Here is a 25,285-nt window from a genome sequence, read left to right as displayed (position 1 = left end):
ACAGCCGGATGAGGCTGAACCGTCGCTGATTCTCGTGACACCGCGGCGGCTACGCGTGAACGTGCCCGGGTTCGTGCCGGTGGTTGTCGAGCTCGGCACGGACTTGCTCCATATCGAGCGCCCGCACCTGAGCAATGAGGTCCTCGAGCGCTGGCTTCGGCAGTGCGCCAGCCTGGAAGAACACTCTGATCGAGTCCCGATAGATAGCCACAGTAGGCAGCGCACGGACGCCGATCTGCGTCGTCAGGTGACCAGCTGCTTCCGTATCGATTTTGCCGAAGACGATGTCCGGGTGCTCCTCGGAAGTGGCCTCGTACACCGGCGCGAATGCCCTGCATGCCCCGCACCATGTTGCCCAGAAGTCGAGGATCACGATACCGTCGCGCCCCGTGACCTCCTGAAAATTCTCGTCGGTTACCTCAATCGTTGCCATTCTCGATCCTCTCTCAACGGTGCTCATACTGGACTTTTGGGTCCAAATCGATGATCCCGAATCATCGATGCTTGCGCAAGAGCAGGTGGCCATTCGCTTCGCAGCATGCCTGTCGGGCTGCCAACGGATGGGCGCGTCAGGTCGCTAGGACTCGGCCTATGTGAACGCGGGGCGAGACACGCGCTCGCTATAGCGCTGGCTACATTGAGTCGCCACATCTACGGGACGGTCAGACACCGGTTTGCACCTTTCGGATGAGCCTGTTCAGTGGCATCCCGCGGACGTAGAGACGGCGTCACAACGGTTCGTAGCGTCGAAGACATGACGACACCGCATCGCATTTCTCACGCCCAACGCGTTCTTCCCGTCACGCAGTCTCCTCGACCCCGCGGAGTCCGCGATCTGATCCGGTCGCGTCCTCTCATCTCCTTCTTCGTGTTCGCGAATGCGCTCAGTTGGGCGGCGTGGCTGCCTTACGTCCTCTCGGAACACGGGCTCGGCCTTTGGGCGTTCCGGTTCCCCGATGTGCTGGGCAGCAGCCAGATCCTCGGGGTACTTCCCGGTGCGTATCTCGGGCCCATCTTCTCGGCGTTCCTGGTCACCGCGGTCGTGGACGGCGGCAAGGGATTGCGCACCTGGGTGCGCCGCCTCTGGCGCTGGAAGGTGGCACCTCGCTGGTATGCGATCACCCTGCTGGGCGTGCCGGTGGGGATGCTGCTGACCGGCCTGGCGTTCTCGGGCGGGCAGATCGCGGCGCCGTCCGTGTCGGCACTCATCGCGTTCGTGCCGATCCTGCTGTTCCAGATGGTGACCACGGGTCTGGCGGAGGAACCGGGATGGCGCGATTTCGCTCTTCCGCGCCTGCAGTTCCGCTTCTCGCCCCTGAAGGCCGCGTTCATCCTCGGCCCGCTGTGGGGCGCGTGGCACCTGCCGCTGTTCCTCACCGACTGGGGCGGCTACCCCGATGCGTCGTGGACCCGCCCGCTGGTGTTCCTCGCGTTCTGCGTCGCGTTCAACATCGTGATGTCGTGGGTGTTCAACCGCACCGGCCAGTCCCTGCCGCTGTCGATGCTTATGCACGTCGGTGTCAACACTTTCGCCTCGGTGCTGTGGGTCGAGGTGTTCCCCTCGCTCGACGGCGAGCTGGCACTGGTCGCGATGGCCGCGGGCGCCGCGGTCGCCGCCGCCGCTCTCCTCATCGCGACCAGGGGCCGTCTCGGCTATGCCGCACCGAAGACCGACCGGACGTCTGCGGAGGGATCGATCTCCGCCGGAACCACGTGATCCGGCGCCCCCCGCAAGCCGGACCGGCCGGTGTCGGGCCCTACCATGGGGGTGTGGCACCGGCCGGACGCTCGTTCTCAGCGGTGCTCGTCTCCGCGAGCACGGCCGCGGTCGCCCTGGGCGTCCTCGGCGTCGTCAGGGCGCTCGTCGCCGCGGACCCATCCGAGCATGCTCTTCCCGCGCCGATCTCGTGGTGGCTGACGACAGCAGCCCTCGTCCTGCAGGCCGCGGCCCAGTTGCTGCCGAGCGCGCGCCGCCTGCCCCTTCTCGTCACGTCGGCGCTGGCGCTCGCGCTCGCGCTCGTGGCACCCGGCTCGCTGTTCAGCGTCACGGCTTTTCCGATCCTCGTCTGTGCCTTCCTCACCGGGTTGTCCGTCCCGCTCCGGCGCCTGCGATGGACGGCCGCGGCGGCCTGCGTGCTCGTCTTCGCGGGTCAGCTGATCAACTCGATCGGGTCCGGCCGCGCGGACTACGTGGGCGCGGGCTTTGAGGCGGCAGTGCAGGCGGTGCTGGTGGTCGGATTGCCGCTCCTGCCGGCGACGGCGATCGCGGCGCAGAAGTCCGCGCGCCGGGCGCAGGAGCAGATGTTGGACGCGCTGGCTCGGGAGCGCGACGCGCAGATCCGCGAGGCAATAGCTATGGAGCGCAGCGCGATGGCTCGGGAGCTGCACGACATCGCCGCTCATCATCTGTCCGGGATCTCGGTCATGGCCTCCGCAGTGGAGCGTCAGGTCGGCAGCGATCCAGATGCCGCGCGCGCGGGCGCCGCTGCGGTGCGGGAGCAGAGCAGAGCCGTACTCGATGACCTGCGCCGTCTGGTGGGCCTTCTCCGCGATGCCGACAGTGATGACGACTCCGTGAAGACGCTCGCGACCGTCCCGGCGCTCGTCGCTGCCGTCGCGGCAACGGGCGTCGAGGTCGACCTCCGCGTCCTTCGGCCGGCGGTCGGCGAACTGGGGGAGGGGATCGGGCCTTTGGCGCAGCTGGCCGTGTTCCGGATGGTGCAGGAGTCCCTCAGCAACGTGTCCCGGCATGCCCCGGACGCGGCCTGCATCGTCACGATCGACGACGACGACCCCGCCCGCATGCGCGTGAGCGTGCGCAACGCCCCGCCCCCGCGAGGGGCGGCGCTGGCGGCCACGGGCGGGTCCGGGTTCGGGATCCTGGGGATGCGCGAGCGCGCCGCCCTCATCGGCGGCTCATTCGACGCCGGCCCGACCGGCGACGACGGATGGGAGGCTCGGATGGGCATCCCCCGCGAACCCCGCCCCACCGACCGAAAGCAGACCCCGTGATCCGCGTTCTTGTCGCCGACGACCAGCCCCTCGTTCGCGTCGGCCTCGCCGCCCTCCTGTCCGCGGAGGACGACATCGACGTCGTCGCAGCCGCCGCCGACGGAGACGAGGCCCTGCGGCTCGCGCTCGAACTGATCCCCGACGTCGCCTGCCTCGACATCCGGATGCCGGGACGCGACGGCATCGACGTCGCCGAGCGGCTGTGTGGACCCGACGCCGACCCACGGGTGCCGGTGCTGATCCTGACCACCTTCGACATCGACGACTACGTCTTCCGCGCCCTCGAGGCGGGGGTCTCCGGGTTCCTACTGAAGGACTCCGACCCGGATGAGATCCTCCGTGCCGTCCGCCACATCGCCGACGGACACGGCACCCTCGACCACACTCTCACCCGTCGCATCGTCGACGAGTACGTCCAGCGCCGCCGCCTGCAACCGGTCACCGCGACACGGGCGACCGAGACGCTCACGGCGCGGGAGCGCGACATCCTGCTCCTGCTCGCGCAGGGGATGTCGAACGAGCAGATCGCGGGGGAGCTGTTCGTCGAGGTCGCGACCGTGAAGTCGCACCTGGCCCGTCTGCTGCCCAAGCTCGGCGTGCAGTCCCGCCTGCAGGCGGCGGTGTGGGCCTACCAGAACCGTGTGGTTGCCGTCGACCCGCCCCCATCGCACTGAACAGCCCTTCCGGTCCTCGGGACCGCCCGCGGTTGCATCGAAGGATGCAAGAGATCGGATGCGTTCCGAAGCATCTAGGGCGCGGGGGACACGCTTCCTAGCGTGGAGACATCACCGTCCCCGACCTGGAGCTTGCGATGTCCCACTCTGCGCCCCCGAACCACCCGCCCACCATCGTTCCCACTGCGGTGCAATTCACCAATGTGCGCAAAGGCTTCCTCGACGGTGAGCGCACCGTCGAGGTGCTCCGCGGCGTCACCGTCCGCATCGCCGCGGGCTCGTTCACCGCGGTCATGGGACCCTCCGGATCGGGCAAGTCGACCCTCCTCAACTGCGCAGCCGGCCTCGACACACCCACCTCCGGGACGGTGAGCGTGGGCGGCCAGGACCTCACCGCGATACACGGGGACGCGCTGACCCGATTCCGCCGCGACCGGCTCGGGTTCGTGTTCCAGGCCTACAACCTCCTCCCGCACCTCACCGTCGCCGAGAACGTCGCTCTGCCGGCCTTGTTGGGCGGTCCCGCCGTCGACCCCGCGTGGCAGCGCGAGGTGCTCGACCTGGTAGGCCTGGCCGACAAGGCGGATCGGCTCCCCGGAGAGCTGTCCGGCGGGCAGGCGCAGCGCGTCGCGATCGCCCGGGCCATGGCGACGCGCCCCGAGGTGGTCTTCGCCGACGAGCCCACCGGCGCCCTGGACCCGCACACGGCCCATCACGTCATGGAGGTGTTGCAGCGCACCGCAGCACGAGTGTCCCAGACTCTCGTGCTGGTGACTCACGACCCCGCCGTGGCCGCTGGCGCGGATCGGGTGCTGTTCCTCGACGGCGGGGTCATCGCCGCCGATCTGGCCGAGCCGACGGTGGCGCAGATCTCCGCGCAGCTGACGAGCCTGAGCGAGGCCCGCTGATGTGGGCCCTTCTCCGGCGCAGCAGCCGCGTCAACGCCCCTCAGCTCATTGGCGCCACGGTCGCTATCACCGCCGCGATCGGCATCCTCGCCGCTGCCGCGGCGTGGCTGGCCGCCGGCCTCACCGACCCAGCCCTCGCCGCGACCGGCGGGCAGCTGGTCACCCTCTCGTCGTCGTTCATCGGAGTCGCCGCACTCATCGCAGGCCTCACGGTCTCGACCACGATCGCCACCGGGTTACGCGAACGGCGGCGTCAGTACGCACTCCTGTCGGCGGTCGGCGCCACCGCCGGCCGGGTACGATCGCTCATCCTGCTCGAGACACTGCTGCTGTTCGTTCCGGCCGCACCGCTTGGCGCTCTGCTCGGTTTCGCCCTCGCCGCAGCCACAGTTCCGCTCCTGCAGAACACCGGCCTCGCCCCCGACGGATACGCGCTGCCCATCGGTGCGACGCCGGCCGCGACGGCCACGGGTGTGATGTTCCTCGTCGCGGTGGCGGCCGCGTGGTCTGCGTCGCGGCACGCCCTGCGCGTGCAAGCCGCCGAAGCCGTCCGTGCCTCCGGCGTCGAGTCGTCCCGCCTCGGTGCCGGACGCCGCATCGCCGCGCTCGTCGTCGTTCTCGCCGGGGGGATCTCCGCGGCGATGCCGCTCGTGCTGCCCGGGATGATCGGCGTCGCCTTCGCCGCTGTCTCCACCTTCCTCCTCATCACCGCCCTCGCCCTCGTCGGCCCCACGATCGCCGCCGCCACCGCGAGCCGCATCCGACGGACACTGCCGCCGAACTCGTCGCTGGAGCTGCCTCTGGCGAACGTCCGCGGATTCTCACGGCGCCTCACCGCGGTACTCGTCCCGTTCGCGCTCGTCGCCGCCCTCGGCGCCGTCCAGCTGAGCACCGACGCGATCGTGGACACCGCCGCCCGCGAACAACTCGCCGGCGGCCTCGTCGCAGACCTCGCCGGAGCCGTCTCGAGCGCGCAGGACGCCGACGCCGTGCGTCGACTCGAGGGGACCGACGAGGTCGTGGTGCTCGGTTCGGTGACGGGCGAGGTACTCGCGGACCAGGACGACGACCTGCCCTTCGAGATCTGGGAGCCGGCTACGCTCGGCACCCTCTCCGGCGCGGATGGCATCACCGGCGTCCTCGACCCGGGCGTCACTGCCGGATCCCTCGCGGATCTCCGCGGCGAGGACACCATCGCCGTCTCCGCCGATGCCCTGTTCGGATCCACGAGCACGGTCGGCGACTCCGTCGCCGTGCGCACGGACGGCACCGTGAGCGACCGCACGATCGTCGCCGTCTACACTTCCTCGCTCGGCTTCGGCGACTACCTCGTCACGCGGCCGGACGCTTCCGCCTCGGGCACGCTCCTGGTGAGCACCACACCCGACCGGAGCACGAGCGTCCGCACCGAGGCCGCCGCGCTCGGCATCGAGCTGCAGGACTCCGACGGGTACGCCGCACGCCTGCCGGACAGCGGCGAGTCGTCGACATCCAGCGTGCTCCTGTTCGCACTTCTCGCCTTCGGGCTCCTCGCCGCTGTCAACACCCTCGTCAGCCTGATCCGCGGCCGCCGCGACGAGCTCGACCTGCTCACCCGCATCGGCGCGACCCGTACGATCCTGATCCGCACCATCGTGATCGAGACCCTCATTGCCGCCATTTTGGCGATCGTCCTCGGGCTCGCCGCCGCGCTCCCCGCCGCGTTCGGCGCAGGCATCGCCCTCCTGCACGGCTGGCCCACTTTGCCGTGGGCAACGATCCTCACCCTGCCCGTCGTCCTCCTGGGCTGCGCGACTGTGACCGCGACGATAACTAGCATCTGGCTGTCCCGAAAGCTGGCGCTGGCATCCAGTCGCTGACATGCGTCCCAAGCATCAGGGACGTCGTGCGGCCCCCGTGTCGCACCGTTCCCATGTCCGGCACTGCTGTGACGCGGAGTGCGAACCGCATGTGGAGCCTTCGGCCGCGAAGACGGGCGGGCTCTCCTGCCGTACCTGAAGTGCGTGACGGTCTCGATCCGAGTGATGAGTGCGGGCCAGGGATACCGCTACCTGCTCAGCTCAGTCGTCGTCGGAGACGGCCACCGGGATGCCGCGTCGGCGTTGACTGGCTACTACGCGGAAGCGGGAACCCCGCCGGGCACCTGGATCGGTACTGGCGTGGGTGCGCTCCCGGAGCTTGTTGAAGGCGAGGAGGTCTCCGAGGAACAGCTGCGCCGACTGATGGGTCACGGGCAGGACCCCAGCACGGGAGAACTCCTTGGTCGCCCCTACCGCCACTTCGCCAACGCAGATCAACGAACCATGCGTAGGGTCGACCGGCTCCCCAAGGACCTCGATCACGGGGAGCGAGACGCCCAGACCGCTGCCATCCGCGCCGAGGAGAACGCGAAACCGACCGCGGCACCGGTCGCGGGATTTGACCTGACGTTCTCAGCACCCAAGTCGGTCTCGACCCTTTGGGCTGTCGCCGATGCGGGGACACAGGCGCTGATCGCGAAGGCACATCACGAGGCAATGAAAGACGTGCTCGATCTGCTCGAGCGTGATGTGGCGATGACCAGGGTCGGCACGGAGGGCCCGCGCGGGGCGGTCGCTCAGGTCGAAGTCCGCGGTGTGGTCGCCGCTGCGTACGACCACTACGACTCACGCGCCTCCGACCCGCAGCTGCATACCCACGTCGTAGTCGCGAACCGGGTACAGGGTGTCCATGATGGAAAGTGGCGCACCTTGGATTCGCGCGCGCTACACGCTGCCGTCACCGGCCTGTCGGAGCACTACAACGCGGTCCTCTCAGACCACCTCTCACGCCTGTTGTCGATCTCGTGGGAGGTCCGCGGACGTGGCACGGGCCGGATGGACAGGTGGGAGATCACTGGAGTCCCGCAAGGGCTGATGGATGAGTTCTCCTCGCGTACAAAGGACATCGAGCGGGTCAAGGAGCGGCTCGTCGAGGAGTATGTGTCCAAGCAGGGGCGTCAACCGTCTCGCGCGCGGCTGTGGCAGATCCGTCAGCAGGCCACGCTCGATACGCGACCGCCCAAAGAGCTGCGCTCTCTGCGGGAGCTGACAGAGCGGTGGCGTGCCCGAGCGTCGGATGTGCTCGGCCGTGACGCGGTGAGTTGGGCGCGCGAGCTTGCCACGGCCGGAGCTGGTGAGGCGCTGCTGCGTGCGGACGACATCCCGCTGCAGAACATAGAGCGGCTGGCATCGGTGGTGGTGCAACAGGTTGCGGAACGCCGGTCGACGTGGCGCCGGTGGAACCTGCATGCGGAGGCCGTGCGGCAGACGATGCCGTACCGGTTCGCGTCGGCAACCGACCGGGATGCGATTGTGGGGCTGATCGTCGATGCCGCGGAGGCCGGGTCGCTGCGATTGACACCGCCGGAATTGGCGAGCAGTCCACCTGTGTTCCAGCGTCCCGATCGCTCGAGCGTGTTCCGACCCAAGGCTTCCACCGTGTACTCGTCCGAGGCGGTGCTCGCGGCCGAGGACCGGCTGCGGGAGGCGGCTGGCCGTCGTGATGCGCCGACGGTGGATCTGGACCTGATCGCCCGGGCTGCTCGCCCGCACGGACCGGGTCAGCGCGCGCTCGGCGCGGACCAGCAGGATGCGATCGGGAAGATCGTCGTTTCGGGACGGGTGCTGGATGTGCTGGTCGGACCGGCGGGCGCGGGCAAGACCACCACGATGCTGGCGTTACGACGCGCCTGGGAAGCGCGGTACGGCAAGGGGTCGGTGGTGGGGCTTGCCCCGTCGGCGGCGGCAGCAGCGGTCCTGGGTGAGGAGCTCGACGTGCAGACGGAGAACACGGCGAAGTGGTTGTACGAGCACGACCGGGGCCGATGGGATCTGCGCGCCGGGCAACTGGTGATCATCGACGAGGCGTCGTTGGCCGGCACGTTCGCGCTGGACCGCATCACCGCTCACGCCGCCGAGGCTGGGGCGAAGGTGCTGCTGGTTGGCGATCACGCTCAACTGCAGGCCGTGGACGCAGGCGGAGCGTTCGGGATGCTTGTCCGAGATCGAGATGACGCACCGGAGCTCGTCGACGTCCGCAGGTTCCGCCACGATTGGGAGAAGCACGCCTCCCTGCAGCTGCGCCTGGGCGACACCGCGGTGATCGACGCCTACATGGACCACGAACGCGTCGCCGGCGGGGACCATGACCAGATGCTCGACGCCGCCTACCAGGCATGGATGCAGGATCAGACGGCCGGGAAGGTGTCAGTGCTGATCGCCGAGACGATCGAGACGGTCACCGACCTCAACGAACGGGCACGATCGGACCGGATCCTCGCCGGGCTCGTCAGCGACGGGGGAGTGGGCCTGCACGACGGCGCCCGTGCCTCGGCCGGTGATGTCGTGATCACCAGACAGAACGACCGCCGCCTTGCCCTCGGCCGGGGCTGGGTGAAGAATAACGACCGGTGGCTCGTCACAGGCGCGCACGAGGACGGGTCGCTCACCGTCCGGCGGGAGACGTCGCGCTGGCGCAGCACGATCACCCTGCCCGCGGCCTACGTCGCCAATCACGTCGATCTCGGCTACGCGATCACCGCGCACCGCGCGCAAGGGGCGACCGTCGACACCGCTCACGCGGTCGTCGCCAGCCCCGAGATGACCCGCGAGGCGCTCTACGTCGCCATGACCCGAGGGCGCGAAGCGAACACGGCATACGTCGTGACCGACCAGCACCACCTCGAACAGCACCAGCACCGCGACGACCTGCAGAACACCGCACGGTCCATCCTGTACGGGATCCTCCAGCACACCGGCGCCGAACTGTCCGCCCGCGAGACAATCACCGCGGAGCAGGACGAATGGACATCGATCCGACAGCTCGCCGCCGAGTACGAGACCATCGCACAATCCGCGCAACACGACCGATGGCTCGGACTCCTCCGCGCAGGCGGACTCGACGAGACCACCATCGATGAGCTCGTCACCACCGACGCGTACGGCATCCTCAGCACCGAACTGCGCCGCCTCGACGCCGAGGGGCACGATGTCGACGCCCTGTTGCCCCGAGTCGTCTCAGCCGGAAACCTGGAGGACATCGACGATCTCGGCTCGCTTCTGCGCTACCGAATCCAGAGAGTCGCAACCCGGTTCACTCCGGCCGCCCGGCGTCGCCAGCTCATCGCCGGCATCATCCCTAAAGCAAGCGGAGACATGGAACCCGAGATGGCACGAGCGCTCGCCGAGCGCGAGCAGCTCATCACGCAACGCGCGGTCGCGCTCGCTCGCCGGGCCGCGGAGGAGAGCGACTCCTGGGCGACGCTCACACTTCCGTCCAGCGTCAACCCGCTGCCGGATGACGCCCTCCAGCAGTTGACGGTCGCCGCCGCCTACCGCGACCGGTACGCGGTCACCGGCCAAGACCCACTCGGCGCCGTCCCGGACGCCGACGCGCAACGCGTGGACTACGAACGCGCCCGCACCGCACTCGCGGCTCTCCGCAACGCGCGAGACGCACAGCCCGACGCTGCAGAGCAGTCCCTCCACCGGGGTGTCTCCCGCGACGCCCGCTGACGGTCTGCGCTCCCTTCCGCTCGACGACTGAGGAGCGTAACCTGGGCGCAGCGGCAGGACAATCGTTGGCCGACCCCGTTCCGGCGGGCGACGCAGACCCCTCGGGGACCTCAAAGCTCAGGACCACGCCGCACCAACCGTGTTGGCCTGAAAGCGAGGACCCCTGATGCTCATCCGCACCCTCTGGACCCTCAGCGTCCGCACCCGCACCTTCCTGCGCCGATGGATGCCCACCAACATCCTGCTCGACAAGCTCCGCACCCGACGCGGCCTCAAATGGGGAGTGCCAGCGATGGGGCTCGGTCTCGTCTACCTGCTCATCGCCGCGGCAAGCATCACGCTCATCAACGCAGGCTGGTCGCAGGGGCTCTACATCGTCTTCGCCCTGTGTCTGTGGAACGCGCTGAAGTTCCTTCTCTTCGGCCCGATCAGCCTGCTGCTTCTTGCGAGGGCACGCGTCGACGAACACCGTGCGAAGCGTGATCTTCAACCCTCTTCCGCGGATGCAGTGGCCGCGTAGCTCGCGCGGAGCATCGAGTGCATGAGTCGCGAGCGTCGATGATCGGCAGACTGGAGGGATGCCTTCTCAACAGCGCAGCCGCTGCCACAGCCTCGTAGCCCCGCCGAACCTGACCCGCGTTCTCGCCGAAACGGGGGAGCGAACGCTTCGTGGCTAGACCTCGCACTCCGATCGGCACGTACGGCACCATCTCCATCCGACGCCAGCCCAGCGGCCGGTACGCGGCGCGCACCCGCTACCGCGACTGGGACGGAAAGAGCCGAGAGGTCCAATGCACCGCCGCCACGAGGCCAGCGGCGGAGCGTGAGCTGAAGAAGAAGCTCGCCGAGCGTTCGCTGTTCCACCCCGGGTTCACCGGGATGAGCGCCGACAGCGCGTTCACCGCCTTGGTCGACTACTGGCTGGAGGACATGGAACTCGAAGACCGCCTCTCCCGCACGACCCGGCAACTGTACGAGCGGAACATGCGCACCCTCGTGCTGCCGTTCTTCCAGGACGTCACGCTCCGGGAGATCAGCGTGGCTCGCTGCGACTACTTCCTCAAGCAACTGGCGAAGCAGAGCTACAACCGTGCCCGCCAAGCCCGCGTCGTTCTCCGCCTCGCCCTCGGACTCGCCGTCCGGCACGAGATTCTCCCGCGCAACCCCATGGACCACGTATCGCGTCTGCGCAGACCCACGCGCAGTCCCGACGTGTTCACCTGGGACGAGATCACAGCCATTCGCACCGCGATCCGGGATTGGGAGAAGCGGCCCATCCTCGCCGGTCCCCGCCCCGACGGGCAGCTCGGTCAAATCGTCGAGGTCATGCTCGGCACCTCCGGCCGCATCGGCGAAGTCCTCGCGATCCGCGTCGCCGATCTCGATCTCGATGCACCCGTGCCAATGGTCCGTATCGCAGGGACGATCGTCAGCCGCAAGGGCGAGCCCACGCACCGACAGGACCATCCGAAGACCGCACGCTCGGTCCGCCGCGTCGCGCTCCCTGGATTCGCGCTGCGCGCGGTCCGCGCTCGGGTCCGCGTGTTGCGTTTTGTCGGCCCGGAGACGCTGTTGTTCGCCACCCGCGTCGGAACACCGCACACGACGAATAACGTCCGCCGCCAGCTCCGTGACGTCATGGACCAAGCCGGCATCGAAGACGTCACCCCGCACCGGTTCCGCCGCACCGCCGCCACCGCGATCAACGACATCGGGGGACTCCAGCTCGCCTCCGAGCTCCTCGGCCACAGCGACCCCGCGATCACCCGTGAGCATTACATCCGCCGCAATGAAACCGTGAATCCCGCTACCGCCGATTTCCTCGAAGAGGCGTTCGGGAGAGCGAGCTGAAAGCCCAGTCGCCGGAATCCGCGGCGTGCGCGTGGGTGCGGGGTTCTGGCTCACGCTGCGTCGAGTCTCCCGTACATCTTCGAACAACGGGCTTCGACAACTCCCACAGTGAGCCATCGTAGGCTGGCCCGATCAGGCAAGGCGAGAGATCCGACTCGGACGTGGAAATGCTTCTCAATCCTGGCCTCTGGTGCGTCGAAATCCAGGCCGCCAACGTGCCGATCTGGTCACCGAGACTAGATGACCGACCCGAGCTGCTGGGACACTCGTCTATGCGATGCTCGCCGTCGAGCGCTGGAACCAGCGATCGACGTGCCAGGGGCCGTCCAGGAGATGAAGTTGTTGGACAATCACCCGGAAACCCGAGACTCTGTAACCTGTCGTACGGCGACGAACACCGACCTGAGCACTTCGGCGGGAGTCTCGGATGGTGGCCGCCGCCTATCTTGCTCGCAGTCCTTGCTCTCGACGTGATCGCCCCAAACTAATAGACATCTATCCGCCCGTGCTCTCTCAACTCCCCGATGAGAATCCCAACCCACTGATGCGTGCGCAGCCGCGGCACCTCGTCCAAGAGGCTGAGTACATCGGCCAATGGCTCATCCGCCATCCATTGGTAACAGATCAGCAAACGCGCTGCCGCGTCGAGTTTCTCCTCGTCGACGGCAAACTTGGTCGCGAGGCGTAACTTTCTGAGGATCTCAGGATCCATCGCCATGAGCGACCAGAGACTCTGGCCCACACCGCCACGCTCCCACCCCAAGATCTCGCTGTCCAGTTGCTCCACTTCGTGGACGAGACTCACCAACTCACTCGGTGACCATCTCATGCTCGCGGCTATCTCTTGCTCCACGGGCTTTGAGATCCAATTGCGAGAGTTCCACCCGATGTCGGGATGAGGGGTGGCGTGCGCAAGGGCCGTGATCCCGTCCCACAAGCTGAGGCCTTTCAGGCCAGGGAGTATGCGCCTCAGCAAGATGAGTGGGGCCGGGTCCGCGCGCCCCAGTGTCCAGCACGCGTATACGCCGCGACGTCGAACGATGTCGTCTGCCGAGAGAAGTTCCAAGAACGCAGATGAGCTCGTGGCCTCGAGGTAGCGCTCGATCGTTTCAATGAAGCTGGAGAACGTCGAACTGTCCAGGACTCTATCCGTGGTCACTTCTGAGACGCCGTCGTCTTGAAGCTCGTAATCGTAGGTCTCTTCTACGACGTGTACTCGTGACCTGGCGTGCTCCGTAAGGTTCACCCAACGGATGCTATTCGTCGCCGGATCCCATGTCATTCCGATGATTGGCAATGTCGACGCACGCCAGTACTCCCAGTCCGTCGGGGTAGCAGGGATCACCCAGCGGCCTCGCCGATGGAAGCTAGTTCCACCTTTCACCTGTACGCCGACAATGCCCCCAGTGATTCGGGAGGCAGCCGTGATGTCTACGTTCAAGTCACGTCCGTAGTCCGCGCGACCATCGACCTCATCCACGACAAGCCCCTGGGACTCAAGAAGCGTCCGGACCGCATTGATGCCACCCCTTTCAGAGACGTGGCCCACTCGAAGGCGCTTGCGCGCCACCTCTTCAAATTCCATGATGGATGCAAACGTACGGCATGCCGTCGGCTTCATCGAGGTCCCAGAAGAGCCAATGCGCACCCACAGTCGCGCGTCATCGCATCGAAGATGTGTTCGAGTCGGCGTGCCGCTTGGATAACGTCAGAGGCAGCACGTACTGTGGCTATCGTGGATCTTCTGCCGGGTGATAGCGCTACTCTGCGCAAGGCTCGTGGGGCGTTCTTCACCCCGGAGCCGATCGCCGAGCACCTCGCGGCATGGGCGATTCAGGACGACCCTAACGCGCTCGTCATGGACCCCACGTGCGGCGACGGCGTGTTTCTACTTGCTGCCGGGCGGAGACTTCGTGCTCTCGGTCAGGCCGAGGACCTGGATAGCCAGCTATTTGGCGTCGATCTGCATGCAGCGTCTCTGGGGGAGGCTGAACGTCTGCTCGCCGAGGAGTCGCTCGACGCACACCTCATCGCCTCGGACTTCTTCGAGCTGCAGACCCCCGATGTCTTGGACGCACCAGTGCCGTACCTTGACGCCGTGATTGGGAACCCACCTTTTATTCGGTACCAGGAACACACCGGAGCTTCGCGACGCCTCAGCGCTGAAGCAGCACTCAAGCAGGGTGTGCGCCTCAATGGATTGGCGTCGTCTTGGGCTGCGAGCCTGGCGCACGCCGCTGGCTTCCTGAAGCCCGAGGGGCGCATCGCGATGGTGCTACCTGCGGAGCTGCTCACCGTCGGATACGCCGAGCCAATTCGCGCGTGGCTGCGCTCCCGCTTTGAGCGCGTCAACCTTGTCCTCTTTGAGCGGTTGCAGTTCCAGGGCGCGCTCGCGGATGTGGTGCTTCTGCTCGCAGAAGGGCGCGGAGGATGTGACTCCTTCTCGCTCTGGCATGTCGAGACGGCAGAGGATCTTGCGAAGATCCGACCCTACATGCAGCTCAATGTCACCCCGCCCGAGTCAGGCAAGTGGACCGACATTCTCGTCCCCAAGGCTGCCCGCGGCCTCTACCGCGAGGTGCTGGCCCGCTCATTTAGCCCACTAAATCGCTACGGGACGTCGGAACTCGGTGCCGTAACTGGGGCGAACAAGTTCTTCGTTATCTCGGAGTCCACCCGCAAGAAGTACAAGCTGGAGGAGTCGCAGCTGGTTGCAGTCAGCCCGCCAGGCACGCGGCACCTCAAGAGCCCTGCATTCTCACGCGCGCAGTGGAATCGGCTCCTCGTTGCGGATGAACCGGTCTGGCTTTTTCGACCCGAGGCGAATGACATGTCTGACGGGCGAATCGCGTACACCGACTACGGTGAGTCAATTTCGGTCGACCAGGGTTACAAGTGTCAGATTCGCACGCCCTGGTGGAGGCCGCCGGCGCCTTCGACGCCGGATCTCTTCTTTACCTACATGAGCCACAACTACCCGCGGCTGATCACGAACACCGCCAAGGTTGGCTTCCTTAACTCCATGCACGGCGTCCGTCTGCACGATTCCGCGCCGAGTATTGCCGCCGTGGCGCTGCCGTACATGTGTCTCAACTCGGTCACCATGCTTGGCGCTGAGATTAACGGGCGTTCGTACGGTGGTGGCATCCTGAAGATGGAGCCGCGGGAGGCGGCGCTGCTCCCGCTCCCGTCCCCGGAGGTGATGGCGAAAGCGTGGGAAGCGCTCGAGCCGCAGCGACGCTCACTCGATACACAGCTGCGCAACGGCCAATGGACGGAGGTGGCGAAGCGCGTCGATGAAGCGGTGCTCGGAGTCGGGGCTGGTCTGTCCGCCGACGAGATTGCCCTGTTGCTCGGCGCGGCACGTCAACGAAGGGAACGGCGACTCCGTCGGGCAGAATGAGCCTATGGCCTCATCTGTTGACCCCGCTGATCAAGCGCGTGTAGAAGCCCTCGTTGGTAACCCATGGGACAAGGTCGAGGCCCTCCGCGATCGCATTCAGAATCAGATGATCAAGAGTTTTAGAGAGGTCGAGGCGGACTTCTTGGATCTGCTCTGGACTATCGATACCTACCGCGTCGAGCAGGTCACTCCTCGGGCGCAGTCTGGTAGCAAGCTCAAGAAGGGTTCCGAAGGCGGCGAAGGTATCTACCGCAGCAAGGGCAACTTCTTTTCGGAGATCATCACGCTCATCCTGAGCAACAAGACCTCGAGTCCGCTCGCCTCCCGGAGTAATGTGCAGGGCTTCTCGCAGTTGCACCAGATCGACATCGCCTGGCCAGCACGCCCCGGCAAGGCTCTGCAAGATCCGCTGATCTGTTGCGAGGCGAAGCTGACCGGCGCTCCGGGCTTTGGGACCACGCCAGATCGAAAGGGACGTGCCGACTGGAGCAACCGTCGTAAGGAGCTGAAGTTCCAGGCCACGGACCTGAAGCTGTATCGGCAGCAAGAGAACACCCGAATTCAGCACTGGGACCAGTGGCGCCGTAAGGCTCCGCCGCTTGTGTATACGCTATGGGCAGCTCGACTGTCGACGCCCGATGAATTCGGCAGAATGATCCAGGATGCCCAAGCCTTAACCGCGACTTACCTCGACGGCGTTGGGATTTACGGATTCATGAAGAACGCCGCAGGGGACGGCTACGTGGCTGCATCGATCTCGCGAGGGGTCTCGGAGCGTGTGACAAGCCTCGACAACGTGCTTGACCTGATCGCCGCGGAGATCTCGGATGTCATGGAATCGCACAACAACCGGGTGCCGGAGCCGGTCATTCCGAGTTCGTTTGCCGCCGAAGCTTCCAAGATTGATGACATCGACGCGTCGGCACTCTTCTAAGGAGACCTGTGAGGCTTACAAAGTCAGACCCTGACCTTGAGTCGCTGGTGCGACGCATTCGGGATGGTGAGCTTGATCTCCAGCCGGACTTTCAGCGCGACGAGATTTGGGATACCCCGCGGCGTCAACGGTTGATCGACACCGTCCTGCGCGATTGGTACGTGCCCGCCATCCACATTGTTGTGGATTCAGAGGGCGAAGACGTGGTGCTGGACGGACAGCAGAGGCTGGCCGCGATCCGTGACTTCTTCGCGAACAAGATCAAGGTGAACGGCTCTACGGAGCCTCCTGATGAGCGAATACAGCGTCTCGACGGCCTGACGTACGAAAAGCTCCCGGCCGACGTTCGTCGCGCGGTGAACAGCTTCTCGATCTCCGTGATCAAGTTGGATGACTATGAGCCGCAGGAACCGAACGAGCTCTTCTTCAGGCTAAATCAGTCGTACAACCTCACCCCGCCTGAGAAGCGGAACGCCCTGCACGGCGAAGCGCGAGATCAAGTCAAGGAGCTGGTCGAAGAACTCAAGGTGAGCGGCCTCCTGACGAAGGAGCGCATCGGCTTCAGTAACAGTCGGCTCGCCTACGACGACGTGATCGCGCGAGCATGCGTGGCGCTGGAGCTTGACGACATGCGGCGGCACATCAATAACAACGTGGTCGAAGCGCAATACCGAAGTGGTGCGTTCGCCGAGACAACGATCTCAGGTGTCCGATCCGCTGCTGCTCGACTGCTTGAACTTATCGATCGGACACCGATACGAGTCCGATTCAACAAGGGGACTTTGCAGACGTGGCTGGTGTACTGCGCGTGGGCTCCCGCTGATACCGGGCCGATACCCGACGACCTTCTTGCGCGATTTGAGGAACTGCGTCTTGAGGCGCGCGAGGATCACAGCACCGACTTCCTGGGCCCGCTCGCGGCGCTCTATGACGATCGCGCGTCGTACCGCGTGACCGACGTGTCGTCTGTTCTGATTCGTGACCTCGTGATTCACCTGGTGTCGGAACACGAGTTCGGCACGTTGCCCAAGCGCGACTCGAACAGCCTGCTCCGCCAACTTCAGGAGAGTCCGACCAATTACGTCCAGGGCTCCGTTTCGGCGTTCATCGAGCAGTCCGACTGGGGGAACCCGATCGTTGATCGGGACGCGTCCGCATGAGACGAGCGAAGGAGCTGCTCGTCTGGCGCGAACTCCAGGCGGCTCATGGTGGAGCGACGCCGAACCTGTTCACCATTGGCGCCGTAGGTGCCATCGACCTTTCCCGCCCATGCACCGTTCTTGGTGGACGAAACGGATCGGGCAAGTCGCGATTGCTCCGCTCAATTGCCTTGAACCTCGGAGACGACGGGCTCTACCTGGATCTTCATCATCTCTGCGAACAAGCGCTCATCGTTCTCAGATCGCTCAAGAATCTGGAGGAAATGAAGGACGAGCTTGGCAGACTCGGCCCTGACGACAAGAGGCTCGACGACGTGCGAAGGGTGGTCGGTCGCGATTACGAGTCGGTCGACTGGTACGCGCTCGACGTTGGTCCGGAGGGTGACGAGATCGCGGCGAAGTTCCGGTGGGGCGGCGATACCGGCGATGATCCGCTGACTCCGTACTTCACGGTGAGGTATGCAGGGATCGAGTACGACGCGCTCGAGATGGGTCTCGGCGAGTTTTCGGTCCACTTCCTGCTCTGGATCCTCGAGCAGTTCAAGGACCGCAAGAACCTCGTCTTGCTTCTCGACGAGCCAGACGCATACCTACCACCGGTCGGTGTCGAACGCCTTCTCTCACGGCTACTGGCAATCTGCCAGAAGCGCAGCTGGCGTATGGTCATTTCGACGCATTCGGAGGAGATGATCGCGTCGGCGGTAGATCATGGCGCGTTTCTGCTTCTGCGCATGGGTGCTGGCGGTTCGACAGACGCGTTCCATTCTCAAGACGACCCGACTATCGCCGACACTTTGCTGGCGAGACCGCCGATAGAGCGAGTTCTGTTTGTCGAGGATGAGTCGGCCTGGTACCTCTGTCGTGCCTTGCTCGATCATGGCGATCGTGGGCTCTCCAAGGCCACTTCGCTCGTTTGGGGGGACGGCAATGGTTACATGACTCCCCTCCGCAGCAGCCTGCCTCGGCCTCCCGAGCCCGAGCTGGCGTTCGCCGTCGTGCCCGATGGTGATCAAAGGGGAGAGATGTCCGACGCGCCAATTGCGGGTCGCTGGCCGCTTCATTTTCTGCCAGGCAGCGTCGATCCGGACGAGCTCTTCCGAACGCTAAAGGATGATCCGGCCGCGCTTGCCGACGCCCTACGCGTCGATGTTGCGGAGCTTCAGCGCAAGCTCGACGATCTTGAGGGAGAGGACGCCCATGACTGGGTGAATCGGCTGGGTGAGGCGTACGGCAGACCGCACGTTCTGACGGTGCTCGCTACATCTTGGGCGCAGACGCATGGAGACGAGTCGGCTACTTTTGCCGCGCTGGTCCGAGCTGGCGTGTAACCCGGCCGAGCAGAGCTACGTGTTGCGCCTATCCCCGGCGAGGTGCGAGTCCGCCCCGAACCCGCCGTCGTGGTCCCCCGGGCCGGAGCCGTCTCCAGCATCGGCGACGCGGTTATCGAACGCCCGGAACGACGTAGGCTGATCCACCATCCCGAGTGCCGTCTGGGCCTCGGCAGCACGGCGCAGGGGAAAGCGCCGAATCCGGTTCATCGTTCTACGCTGATCATGCGGTTCGTCTCGTAGATGAACGGATCGTCCCATCCGGACATGGCTGCGACGTCGTAAATTGCCAAGGTGGGCAGGTGCATCTTTACGCGTCTGCCGAAGGCGTCGACATGCCACGCATGCTTGTAAGGGGTGGACCAGATAACGAAGTCCGCCTTTGACGTCGCGATGATCCGTGTGAAGTACGCGTCAAGAAACCAGTAATGAGGCTGTCCGACGATCGTCTCACCTTCCGCAGGGGCTCCCGCGGGGCGCTCTGCCTGCGCATAAGCAGAAGACTCGTCGCGGATGAGCATGGCCAAAGCGTATTCGGGATGATGTTCTCGATATGCCTCGACCTTTTGGGAGTGCCCGACCACGATCCGAGAGAAGGCTTGACGGTACGCGTCGAAGTTGTGGTCTTCCTCACTCGATAGCCCGGTGTCCGCGGTGACAACGACTCTCACGTCGTGCCCGATTGATGGGACTGCCTCTCGGACCTCGCGCTCGATCTTTCTCTCTCGTGCAAGTGTCGGGTTGGTGACCTTGCCGACTCTCGGATGATCGTCGACACGCATCACCTCTATCGCCAGCTCGTGCGCCTCCGAGTGGAAGTCCGGACGGTCGCTTCCAACCCACGAACCAGAGTCGCGGATGGCGCCGAGGAGCGCGACTGCGTCAGCCGTTGCGGTGGGCAAGAAGCAGACCTCTTTGTCGCTCGCCAGAGAGACCTCATCCAGAAACGCACGCTCGTCGTCGCTGGTGCCCATGTCCTTCTCCTGCCTTGGCTATCTCCGCTCACACGAAGAGTAGCGAAGGCTCGGTCAGAGTAGCGGCGTCACCAAGTCCAGTCGCGCGGTCTTGGCGGGAGCATGGTGTCGAGGATCGTGGGCTTCTTGATCCCGATCTGGTTGAGGGCCGACGTTGCGATGTCGACGGCGGCGCGGATGAAGGTGGTGTCGTTTGCTGAGGGGTCAACGATGGTGTGCAGGGGTCGGAATCGGCCGCTGATCGTGCGGTGTACGCCCGCCGGCGGTGCTGCGTTCCGCTCGAGAAACTCGGGCCGTTTGCCATCTGCGCTGTTGAGTTCGACGCCGAGGAAAATCTCGTAGTCGCCAACGGAGGTCTCGGAGGCGACGGCATGTACGAGCGCGATGAGCGCGGCCGCGAAGCCCTCGATCGCGATGGTTGGGATCTGGTGGGGCCCATACGGTTTGCCGGTGTGCTCGTGCATGTGGCCGCCTGCGCGCCAGGACAACCCTATTGAGCCGTTGTCGTAGATCGCCGCGTGGGCCTCACGGTAGTCGCCGGGGTCCTTGGGTGGGAGGTAGTGCCCGTCCATTGCCGGTCGAGCTTGATACAGATTCACGTCTTCGAGGGGCCCGTAGGGGGAGTTCCCGGAAAGCCACCATCGGGCCACCATAGACGCTTGGTAGAAGACACTGGTTACCTCGTGCCTGGGCTCAACGCGGGGTCGTCGAGTGCGGGGTCGTGCAGCGCCGACGAGGACGGCGTGCTCGTCGGCGCCGACCGCGGCCGCCATATCCTCGTAGAGTTGCTGCAGCGCTTCCTCCCCGCGTCGTGCCCCGTCGAAGCGCGAGCGGTATGCCATTTCGAGTTGTCGCTCGTTCATCCAGAGGGTGTCCGCGCCGGTCCGAAGCGGTGCCCCAAACGTGTCGTTGCGGAACACCAGGTGAGGGGCATCCGGACTCGCGGGGATTACGAGCGCGACAGCTCGGGTGCCCGTCGTCGATGGGATGACGAAGGCCTGGACACCGAATACCGGGGGAGTGATCGCGGCCATACTCACCTTCCGGATGGTGCGCTCATAGCCCTCACTAAGCTCGCCCGCGTCGTTCCGACCGGTCGCGGCCCTATTGGTCTCTGTGACACCAAAGACGATGACGCCACCGCCGGCGTTGGCGAACGCTGCGATGTCCTTGACGATGTCGGAATCCCGGAAATCCTTCTCCGCGGGGAGGGTCTTCTTCCAGTCCAGATCGTCAGCTTCCTCGATGCCTTGGGCGACAGCATCGTCGATCATTTGGTCGGTGAGGTCACCAGGATTCTCACCAAGGGCGCGGTGCAGCGACGTATGCAGCATGAGCCTCAGCATAGGGATCCGTGGAGACGCGAGCTTCGGGGCTGCGACGAAATACGGAACGTGTGGGACGAGCTCCGGCGTTGGGAGCATCCACGACGCGGGAGTCCCATGAAACCGAGCTCGCGACATCACACCTCGCCGTGAGCGGAGCCTGCGTGCAAAGCTCCTCGCAAACTCCACGGAAATCCTCGCTGAAGACGCGAAAGGCTACCAAGAGCCGGGACCTAGCTGGGACCTGATGCATGCAAATCATGCAATCCATGACGTGAAATGAGGCCTTCGGTGGGGCAGGAAGGTCCGGAAAATCAAGGGATCTGGCCAAACCGTCTACCTGGGGGTTAAGTGGTTTACCACTCTTCGGTCGGCCCGAACAACTGAAAAACAATGCCACGGGCTGTGGCGCAGCTTGGTAGCGCACTTGACTGGGGGTCAAGGGGTCGCAGGTTCAAATCCTGTCAGCCCGACCACAAGGGCTGTTGGCAATACTGATTGCAGAACAGCTAGAGAAAAGGGAAGGGCACCTGCATCGAGCAGGTGCCCTTCCCTTTTTCATGTCTGCGGCGCTGGATTCCGGTTCAGATAGTTGGATCTGAATCGGCCTGACTTTCGTTCCGTTCTTCAAGCAAGGATGGAACACGATGAACAGGAAGTATTCGCCGGAGATGCGTGAGCGGGCGTTGCGGATGCTTGATGGCGCTCAGCGAATTTCCCCAGAGTTGCTCATCGGAATTCCTCGGGTCGCGGGGCAAGGTTAGCGCAGGTTGGTGCCGGTGGTGATGCGGCGGAGTTCGTCTGCTGCTGCGTGGTGGTTGCGGAGGCGGTAGGACGCTCCGTCGAGGGTGATGACGACGGATCGGTGTAGGAGTCGGTCGAGCATCGCGGCGGCGACGGTGGTGTCGCCGAGGATCTCGCCCCAGGCTCCGACGGGCCGGTTCGTGGTGATCACGATGGAGGTTTTCAGGTAGCGCTGGTTGATGACCTGGAACAGGGCGGACGCGGCCTCGCCGGGCAGTGGCAGGTAGCCGAGCTCGTCGATGATGAGCAGGGTGGGGCCGGCGAAGAATCGCATCATCGTGGACCATTTGCCCTCGATTGCGGCGCGGTGGCAACGGGCGGCGAGATCGGCTGCGGAGGTGAAGTAGACCCGGTAGCCGGCCGTGACGGCGGCGTGGCCGAGGCCGGTTGCGATGTGTGTCTTGCCGACGCCGGGCGGGCCGATCAGGAGCACGTTGGTGGCGGTGTCGACGAATCGGCAGGTGCCCAGCTCTGCAAGCAGGGACTGGTCGATGCCGCCGGCAGCATCGAGGTCGAAGTCGTCGAGGGTCTGCCCGGTGGGAAGGTTCGCGAACCGGAACCGGCCGGCCAGGCGCCGCGCGTCGGTCGCGGTGACCTCGACTCGCAGCAGATGCTCGAGGGCTTGTGTCAGCGACCAGCCCCCGGCTTGGGCCTGGTCGAGGACGGACGGGAGCGCGTCTGCGGCGTCGGCGAGCTTGAGGTCGGTGAGGTGGCCGCGCAGCTGCTGATAGATGCTGGCCGAGGTTGCCGGGGCGGCCGTGGTGGTGGTCATCGGAGGGTGTTCCTGTTCTTCGCGGCCTGCTCGTAAGCGGCCAGGCTGATCACGGTCGTGGAGGGTGCTGCGGTGCCGGTGAGAACGGCGGCGGCCTGCCGGGCGGCAGCACCAGGTGGGATGCGTTCCTTGCGGCGGTGCGGACGTCCTGGCGGGGCGGAGGCCATTGCGATGGCTTCGAGCGCGGTGACATGTCCGGTGTCGCGGACCGTGATCCCGAGCCCGGGTTGCGCGAGGCGGTGACGGGCGATCACCGCGCCTGAGAGGGTGGCGATATCGATGCTGTCGGCGCCGAGCCGCTGGGACACGGTGACCTTCGCGGCGGCCAGTTCGGGCGGGACGGAGTAGCGGTTCCCGCGCCAGTCGATCAGCGCCTGCCGGGTCGCAGTGCGTTCCTCGGTCACGATCACCGGGAACACCATCGTGGGTAGCGGTCTGAGCCGCTCGTTCATGAACAGCGCGGACGCGGTCGTTGCCCCGAGCTCGCCCTCCCGCCGCCGGTCGTCCTGACCTGCGGCGAAGGTGTTCAAGCTGCCCTGCGCCTGCTCGAGCGTGAGTTCGTCGGGCAGGGTGCGCCACCAGCGTTGCGCGGCGGTGTGGTTGTTCTTCTCGACCACGCCTTTCCGGTTGCCTGAGCGGGGCCGGCAGACCACTGTGGTCACGCCGTGATGCTTCGCGAACGCGGCGAACTGCGGGACCAGATCGCCGGTGCGGTGGTCCAGGACGGTCCGCATCCGGTCGAACCGCCAGACCCTCGTGAGCCCGCCCAGCAGGGCCAGTAGAGTCGTCATCGCGGCCAGCAAGTGAGGGGTGTCCATCGATGGGGAGATCACGCCCCGCCAGACCCCGGAGTGCGCAAGAGAGCCGACCAGGACATAGGCGGTCTTGCGTCCGAAGCCCCACTGCTCTGGCGGGTCGGGCATCTCGACCCAGTCGAACTGGGTCTCCTCCCCAGGCGGGTGCTCGATGACCGCGTTCGCCCGTTTGGTCACGTGCGCGCACGCGGTGCAGACCGGCCTCAGCCCGCGGGCGCGGATCTGACGCGTCAGCGTCGGATACGACCCCTCGAACCCGAGCGGATGCAACTCGTCGAGCAGCGTCACCGCCCACAGGTGCGGGTCCTCAGCCAGCCTTGCGGTGACGTAGTCGACGAACTCGTCGAACGGATCCGGGACGGCGCGCGCACGCACGCCCGGCTCGCGTTCGCCGTTCAAATACGCGCGGATGGTCTTGCGGTCATGGTTCGTGCGGCGGGCGATCTCGCTGATCGTGAACCCCTGCCGTTTCAGAGCGTGGATGTCCACGCTGCTCCTCTCTGAGAGCATGAGAAACAGGGCCTTCCTCGGGCTGGTGTGTGGTCAGAGACCACCAGCATCGAGGAAGGCCCGCCTCATGCGGCGGAGCGACCCAGGGTGAGGAATCTCGATGAGCAGAACTGAGGAATTTCAGTGAGCGCCGTCACAGGCAGGAACGATACCTTCAGCTTGCGCTTCTGGATGACGGCGACGGCGCGCCGAAATCCTGCGGGGCCCTCAATATCGATCTGCATAAACAGAGAGTACTGGGCCTTGTTCCGGTCGAACGCGGGTTACCGTCGATCATCTGGTGACTGCGGCTCGTTAACTACCGCCAGTACGTAACGCGCCTCGGTGAGTACTGCGTGCCTAGATTGGGTACATCTTCGGCCCGCTCAGATCCCAGTCATTGCCCCGGGGTGCCGCGGGGTACACCCCTGCCGTTCTGCAGTCGTCGGCGGCGCGAGCGGCGACCGAAGCCGATGAGTACCGCGCGCCTGCATCAGGTGAGCGGATCCGGCAACATTCGACCGGAAGCCGGCCAGCGCCGGCCGCTCGACGGGGCTATCCGCTGGTGTCCGTCGGTTCACCGTTCCACACTCCGGGAAGAGACATCGCCCGTGCCCGCTACTATCAGCCCATGAGCTTCGGCAGTGACCTTGACATGGAGGGCTTCACTCGCGCGTTCGCGGACCACGACATCCGCCCGCTGCTGGGCCTGAGTGTCCCTAACGCGGCCGCCGAAAAGATCGCGGGGGACAGCGCGCTGCTCCGCAACGTCTACGAGCAGTGGAAACGGAAGAACGCGGAGCGATCAGCGCCACCGGCACGAAGCGCGCCACAGAGATCCACGCTGCCGTCGGCGCCACCTCAGGCGACAGCTGCCCCGCCGAAGGGCACAGTCACGAAGGAATCGCTGCAAACAATGTCCACGCGCGAGGTGGAGGACATCGCCATTGGCGGCGGCTGGCCCCACGTCATCGCGGCCTACGTGTTGCTGCTGAGCGCCTGGGTGGCAATGTCGATAGGGTTCTTCATCGCTGACGACCGATCCAGGGGGTCCGGGGTGTACGGCCAGTCGTCGATGGCAGCGGTGATCCCTTCCCTGTGGTGGGCGGCACTGTTCACCGCCGCTGCTTTCGCGCTCGCCGTAGTCGGAACGACTCGCAGCAACCGGTTGAGGGCCACCGTCTCGTTTGTCGCTGGCGTCATTGCGTTGGTCGCGACCGTCTTGATGATTGTCGTCATCATCTTGAGCGGAGTAGCAGTATCTACCCTGCAGTAGCTTTTAGCGATACAGATCCTCACCAA

20 protein-coding genes, 1 tRNA gene and 1 pseudogene are annotated in these 25,285 nt (G+C 65.5%); 14 read left to right on the top strand and 8 right to left on the bottom strand.

Features of this window, described 5'->3' with window-relative positions:
* Nucleotides 1-49: 49 nt before the first annotated feature.
* Nucleotides 50-433, bottom strand: a complete 384-nt coding sequence (locus KY497_RS14190; RefSeq protein WP_219869327.1) for a co-chaperone YbbN — start codon at nucleotides 431-433, stop codon at nucleotides 50-52.
* A gap of 321 nt (nucleotides 434-754) precedes the next feature.
* Between KY497_RS14190 and KY497_RS14185 the strand changes: the two genes are divergently transcribed.
* From KY497_RS14185 to mobF, 6 genes and pseudogenes are all read left to right on the top strand, one after another.
* On the top strand, nucleotides 755-1,717 hold the full coding sequence (locus KY497_RS14185) for a CPBP family intramembrane glutamic endopeptidase (protein WP_219869326.1): 963 nt from the start codon (nucleotides 755-757) through the stop codon (nucleotides 1,715-1,717).
* Nucleotides 1,718-1,770: 53 nt separating this feature from the next.
* The gene (locus tag KY497_RS14180) at nucleotides 1,771-3,012 is read left to right on the top strand and encodes a sensor histidine kinase (RefSeq protein WP_219869325.1); all 1,242 of its coding nucleotides are present in this window, start codon (nucleotides 1,771-1,773) and stop codon (nucleotides 3,010-3,012) included.
* On the top strand, nucleotides 3,009-3,686 hold the full coding sequence (locus KY497_RS14175) for a response regulator transcription factor (RefSeq protein ID WP_219869324.1): 678 nt from the start codon (nucleotides 3,009-3,011) through the stop codon (nucleotides 3,684-3,686). Before KY497_RS14180 ends, KY497_RS14175 begins: the two co-directional genes overlap by 4 nt.
* Before the next feature lie 188 nt (nucleotides 3,687-3,874).
* Nucleotides 3,875-4,594, top strand: a complete 720-nt coding sequence (locus KY497_RS14170) for an ABC transporter ATP-binding protein (protein WP_258185718.1) — start codon at nucleotides 3,875-3,877, stop codon at nucleotides 4,592-4,594.
* Nucleotides 4,594-6,453 carry an FtsX-like permease family protein gene (locus KY497_RS14165; RefSeq protein ID WP_219869322.1) on the top strand — a complete coding sequence of 620 codons (1,860 nt, stop codon included), beginning with the start codon at nucleotides 4,594-4,596 and terminating at the stop codon, nucleotides 6,451-6,453. Before KY497_RS14170 ends, KY497_RS14165 begins: the two co-directional genes overlap by 1 nt.
* A gap of 165 nt (nucleotides 6,454-6,618) precedes the next feature.
* Nucleotides 6,619-8,697, top strand: a pseudogene (gene mobF / locus KY497_RS16980) (MobF family relaxase); the annotation flags it as partial.
* 980 nt (nucleotides 8,698-9,677) lie between these two features.
* On the opposite strand, the gene KY497_RS16975 reads toward mobF, so the two are convergent.
* Complete coding sequence (locus KY497_RS16975) at nucleotides 9,678-9,770, bottom strand: hypothetical protein (RefSeq protein WP_375140933.1); 93 nt, start codon at nucleotides 9,768-9,770, stop codon at nucleotides 9,678-9,680.
* Nucleotides 9,771-10,294: 524 nt separating this feature from the next.
* Between KY497_RS16975 and KY497_RS14155 the strand changes: the two genes are divergently transcribed.
* Both KY497_RS14155 and KY497_RS14150 read left to right on the top strand, forming a co-directional pair.
* A complete protein-coding gene (locus tag KY497_RS14155) occupies nucleotides 10,295-10,648 on the top strand; it encodes a hypothetical protein (protein WP_219869321.1) in 354 nt (117 codons plus the stop codon).
* Between the two features lie 149 nt (nucleotides 10,649-10,797).
* On the top strand, nucleotides 10,798-11,979 hold the full coding sequence (locus tag KY497_RS14150) for a tyrosine-type recombinase/integrase (protein ID WP_219869320.1): 1,182 nt from the start codon (nucleotides 10,798-10,800) through the stop codon (nucleotides 11,977-11,979).
* Nucleotides 11,980-12,463: 484 nt separating this feature from the next.
* Here the strand turns inward: KY497_RS14150 and KY497_RS14145 are convergent, their stop codons facing one another.
* Entirely contained in the window at nucleotides 12,464-13,564 is a 1,101-nt protein-coding gene (locus tag KY497_RS14145; RefSeq protein WP_219869319.1) for a DUF4365 domain-containing protein, read from the bottom strand.
* Nucleotides 13,565-13,714: 150 nt separating this feature from the next.
* Between KY497_RS14145 and KY497_RS14140 the strand changes: the two genes are divergently transcribed.
* From KY497_RS14140 to KY497_RS14125, 4 genes are read left to right on the top strand one after another with little or no spacing between them, the layout of a single operon-like run.
* Nucleotides 13,715-15,382, top strand: coding sequence for an N-6 DNA methylase (locus tag KY497_RS14140; RefSeq protein ID WP_219869318.1), 1,668 nt, complete (start codon nucleotides 13,715-13,717; stop codon nucleotides 15,380-15,382).
* Nucleotides 15,383-15,386: 4 nt separating this feature from the next.
* On the top strand, nucleotides 15,387-16,316 hold the full coding sequence (locus tag KY497_RS14135; protein ID WP_219869317.1) for a hypothetical protein: 930 nt from the start codon (nucleotides 15,387-15,389) through the stop codon (nucleotides 16,314-16,316).
* Between the two features lie 47 nt (nucleotides 16,317-16,363).
* The gene (locus KY497_RS14130; protein ID WP_258185712.1) at nucleotides 16,364-17,476 is read left to right on the top strand and encodes a DUF262 domain-containing protein; all 1,113 of its coding nucleotides are present in this window, start codon (nucleotides 16,364-16,366) and stop codon (nucleotides 17,474-17,476) included.
* Nucleotides 17,473-18,804 carry an ATP-dependent endonuclease gene (locus tag KY497_RS14125; protein WP_219869315.1) on the top strand — a complete coding sequence of 444 codons (1,332 nt, stop codon included), beginning with the start codon at nucleotides 17,473-17,475 and terminating at the stop codon, nucleotides 18,802-18,804. The genes KY497_RS14130 and KY497_RS14125 overlap by 4 nt, the downstream gene beginning before the upstream one ends.
* A gap of 206 nt (nucleotides 18,805-19,010) precedes the next feature.
* Here the strand turns inward: KY497_RS14125 and KY497_RS14120 are convergent, their stop codons facing one another.
* A complete protein-coding gene (locus KY497_RS14120; RefSeq protein WP_219869314.1) occupies nucleotides 19,011-19,778 on the bottom strand; it encodes a hypothetical protein in 768 nt (255 codons plus the stop codon).
* 68 nt (nucleotides 19,779-19,846) lie between these two features.
* The gene (locus tag KY497_RS14115) at nucleotides 19,847-21,112 is read right to left on the bottom strand and encodes a helix-turn-helix domain-containing protein (protein ID WP_219869313.1); all 1,266 of its coding nucleotides are present in this window, start codon (nucleotides 21,110-21,112) and stop codon (nucleotides 19,847-19,849) included.
* Between the two features lie 390 nt (nucleotides 21,113-21,502).
* Between KY497_RS14115 and KY497_RS14110 the strand changes: the two genes are divergently transcribed.
* Nucleotides 21,503-21,579: transfer RNA gene (locus KY497_RS14110), tRNA-Pro, on the top strand.
* Nucleotides 21,580-21,863: 284 nt separating this feature from the next.
* Here the strand turns inward: KY497_RS14110 and istB are convergent.
* The 3 genes from istB to KY497_RS14095 form a co-directional block, all read right to left on the bottom strand.
* Complete coding sequence (gene istB, locus KY497_RS14105; protein ID WP_219869312.1) at nucleotides 21,864-22,679, bottom strand: IS21-like element helper ATPase IstB; 816 nt, start codon at nucleotides 22,677-22,679, stop codon at nucleotides 21,864-21,866.
* Nucleotides 22,676-24,004, bottom strand: a complete 1,329-nt coding sequence (gene istA, locus KY497_RS14100; RefSeq protein WP_219869311.1) for an IS21 family transposase — start codon at nucleotides 24,002-24,004, stop codon at nucleotides 22,676-22,678. The genes istB and istA overlap by 4 nt, the downstream gene beginning before the upstream one ends.
* Before the next feature lie 65 nt (nucleotides 24,005-24,069).
* Entirely contained in the window at nucleotides 24,070-24,228 is a 159-nt protein-coding gene (locus tag KY497_RS14095; protein WP_219869310.1) for a hypothetical protein, read from the bottom strand.
* A gap of 386 nt (nucleotides 24,229-24,614) precedes the next feature.
* Between KY497_RS14095 and KY497_RS14090 the strand changes: the two genes are divergently transcribed.
* Entirely contained in the window at nucleotides 24,615-25,259 is a 645-nt protein-coding gene (locus KY497_RS14090) for a hypothetical protein (RefSeq protein ID WP_219869309.1), read from the top strand.
* Nucleotides 25,260-25,285: the final 26 nt, after the last annotated feature.

The organism is Microbacterium sp. PAMC22086, assembly GCF_019443525.1.
Classification (GTDB): domain Bacteria; phylum Actinomycetota; class Actinomycetes; order Actinomycetales; family Microbacteriaceae; genus Microbacterium; species Microbacterium maritypicum.
The sequence above is the reverse complement of the archived record's forward strand: the minus strand, read 5'-3'. Positions and strand labels throughout refer to the sequence as shown.

What these genes read in the sequence shown, in the direction of transcription:
- KY497_RS14190 (WP_219869327.1), bottom strand. Translation starts at nt 433, where the DNA reads ATGGCAACGATTGAGGTAACCGACGAGAATTTTCAGGAGGTCACGGGG.
- KY497_RS14185 (WP_219869326.1), top strand. Translation starts at nt 755, where the DNA reads ATGACGACACCGCATCGCATTTCTCACGCCCAACGCGTTCTTCCCGTC.
- KY497_RS14165 (WP_219869322.1), top strand. Translation starts at nt 4,594, where the DNA reads ATGTGGGCCCTTCTCCGGCGCAGCAGCCGCGTCAACGCCCCTCAGCTC.
- KY497_RS16975 (WP_375140933.1), bottom strand. Translation starts at nt 9,770, where the DNA reads ATGTCTCCGCTTGCTTTAGGGATGATGCCGGCGATGAGCTGGCGACGC.
- KY497_RS14155 (WP_219869321.1), top strand. Translation starts at nt 10,295, where the DNA reads ATGCTCATCCGCACCCTCTGGACCCTCAGCGTCCGCACCCGCACCTTC.
- KY497_RS14145 (WP_219869319.1), bottom strand. Translation starts at nt 13,564, where the DNA reads ATGGAATTTGAAGAGGTGGCGCGCAAGCGCCTTCGAGTGGGCCACGTC.
- KY497_RS14135 (WP_219869317.1), top strand. Translation starts at nt 15,387, where the DNA reads ATGGCCTCATCTGTTGACCCCGCTGATCAAGCGCGTGTAGAAGCCCTC.
- KY497_RS14125 (WP_219869315.1), top strand. Translation starts at nt 17,473, where the DNA reads ATGAGACGAGCGAAGGAGCTGCTCGTCTGGCGCGAACTCCAGGCGGCT.
- KY497_RS14120 (WP_219869314.1), bottom strand. Translation starts at nt 19,778, where the DNA reads ATGGGCACCAGCGACGACGAGCGTGCGTTTCTGGATGAGGTCTCTCTG.
- KY497_RS14115 (WP_219869313.1), bottom strand. Translation starts at nt 21,112, where the DNA reads ATGCTGCATACGTCGCTGCACCGCGCCCTTGGTGAGAATCCTGGTGAC.
- istB (WP_219869312.1), bottom strand. Translation starts at nt 22,679, where the DNA reads ATGACCACCACCACGGCCGCCCCGGCAACCTCGGCCAGCATCTATCAG.
- istA (WP_219869311.1), bottom strand. Translation starts at nt 24,004, where the DNA reads ATGCTCTCAGAGAGGAGCAGCGTGGACATCCACGCTCTGAAACGGCAG.
- KY497_RS14095 (WP_219869310.1), bottom strand. Translation starts at nt 24,228, where the DNA reads ATGCAGATCGATATTGAGGGCCCCGCAGGATTTCGGCGCGCCGTCGCC.
- KY497_RS14090 (WP_219869309.1), top strand. Translation starts at nt 24,615, where the DNA reads ATGAGCTTCGGCAGTGACCTTGACATGGAGGGCTTCACTCGCGCGTTC.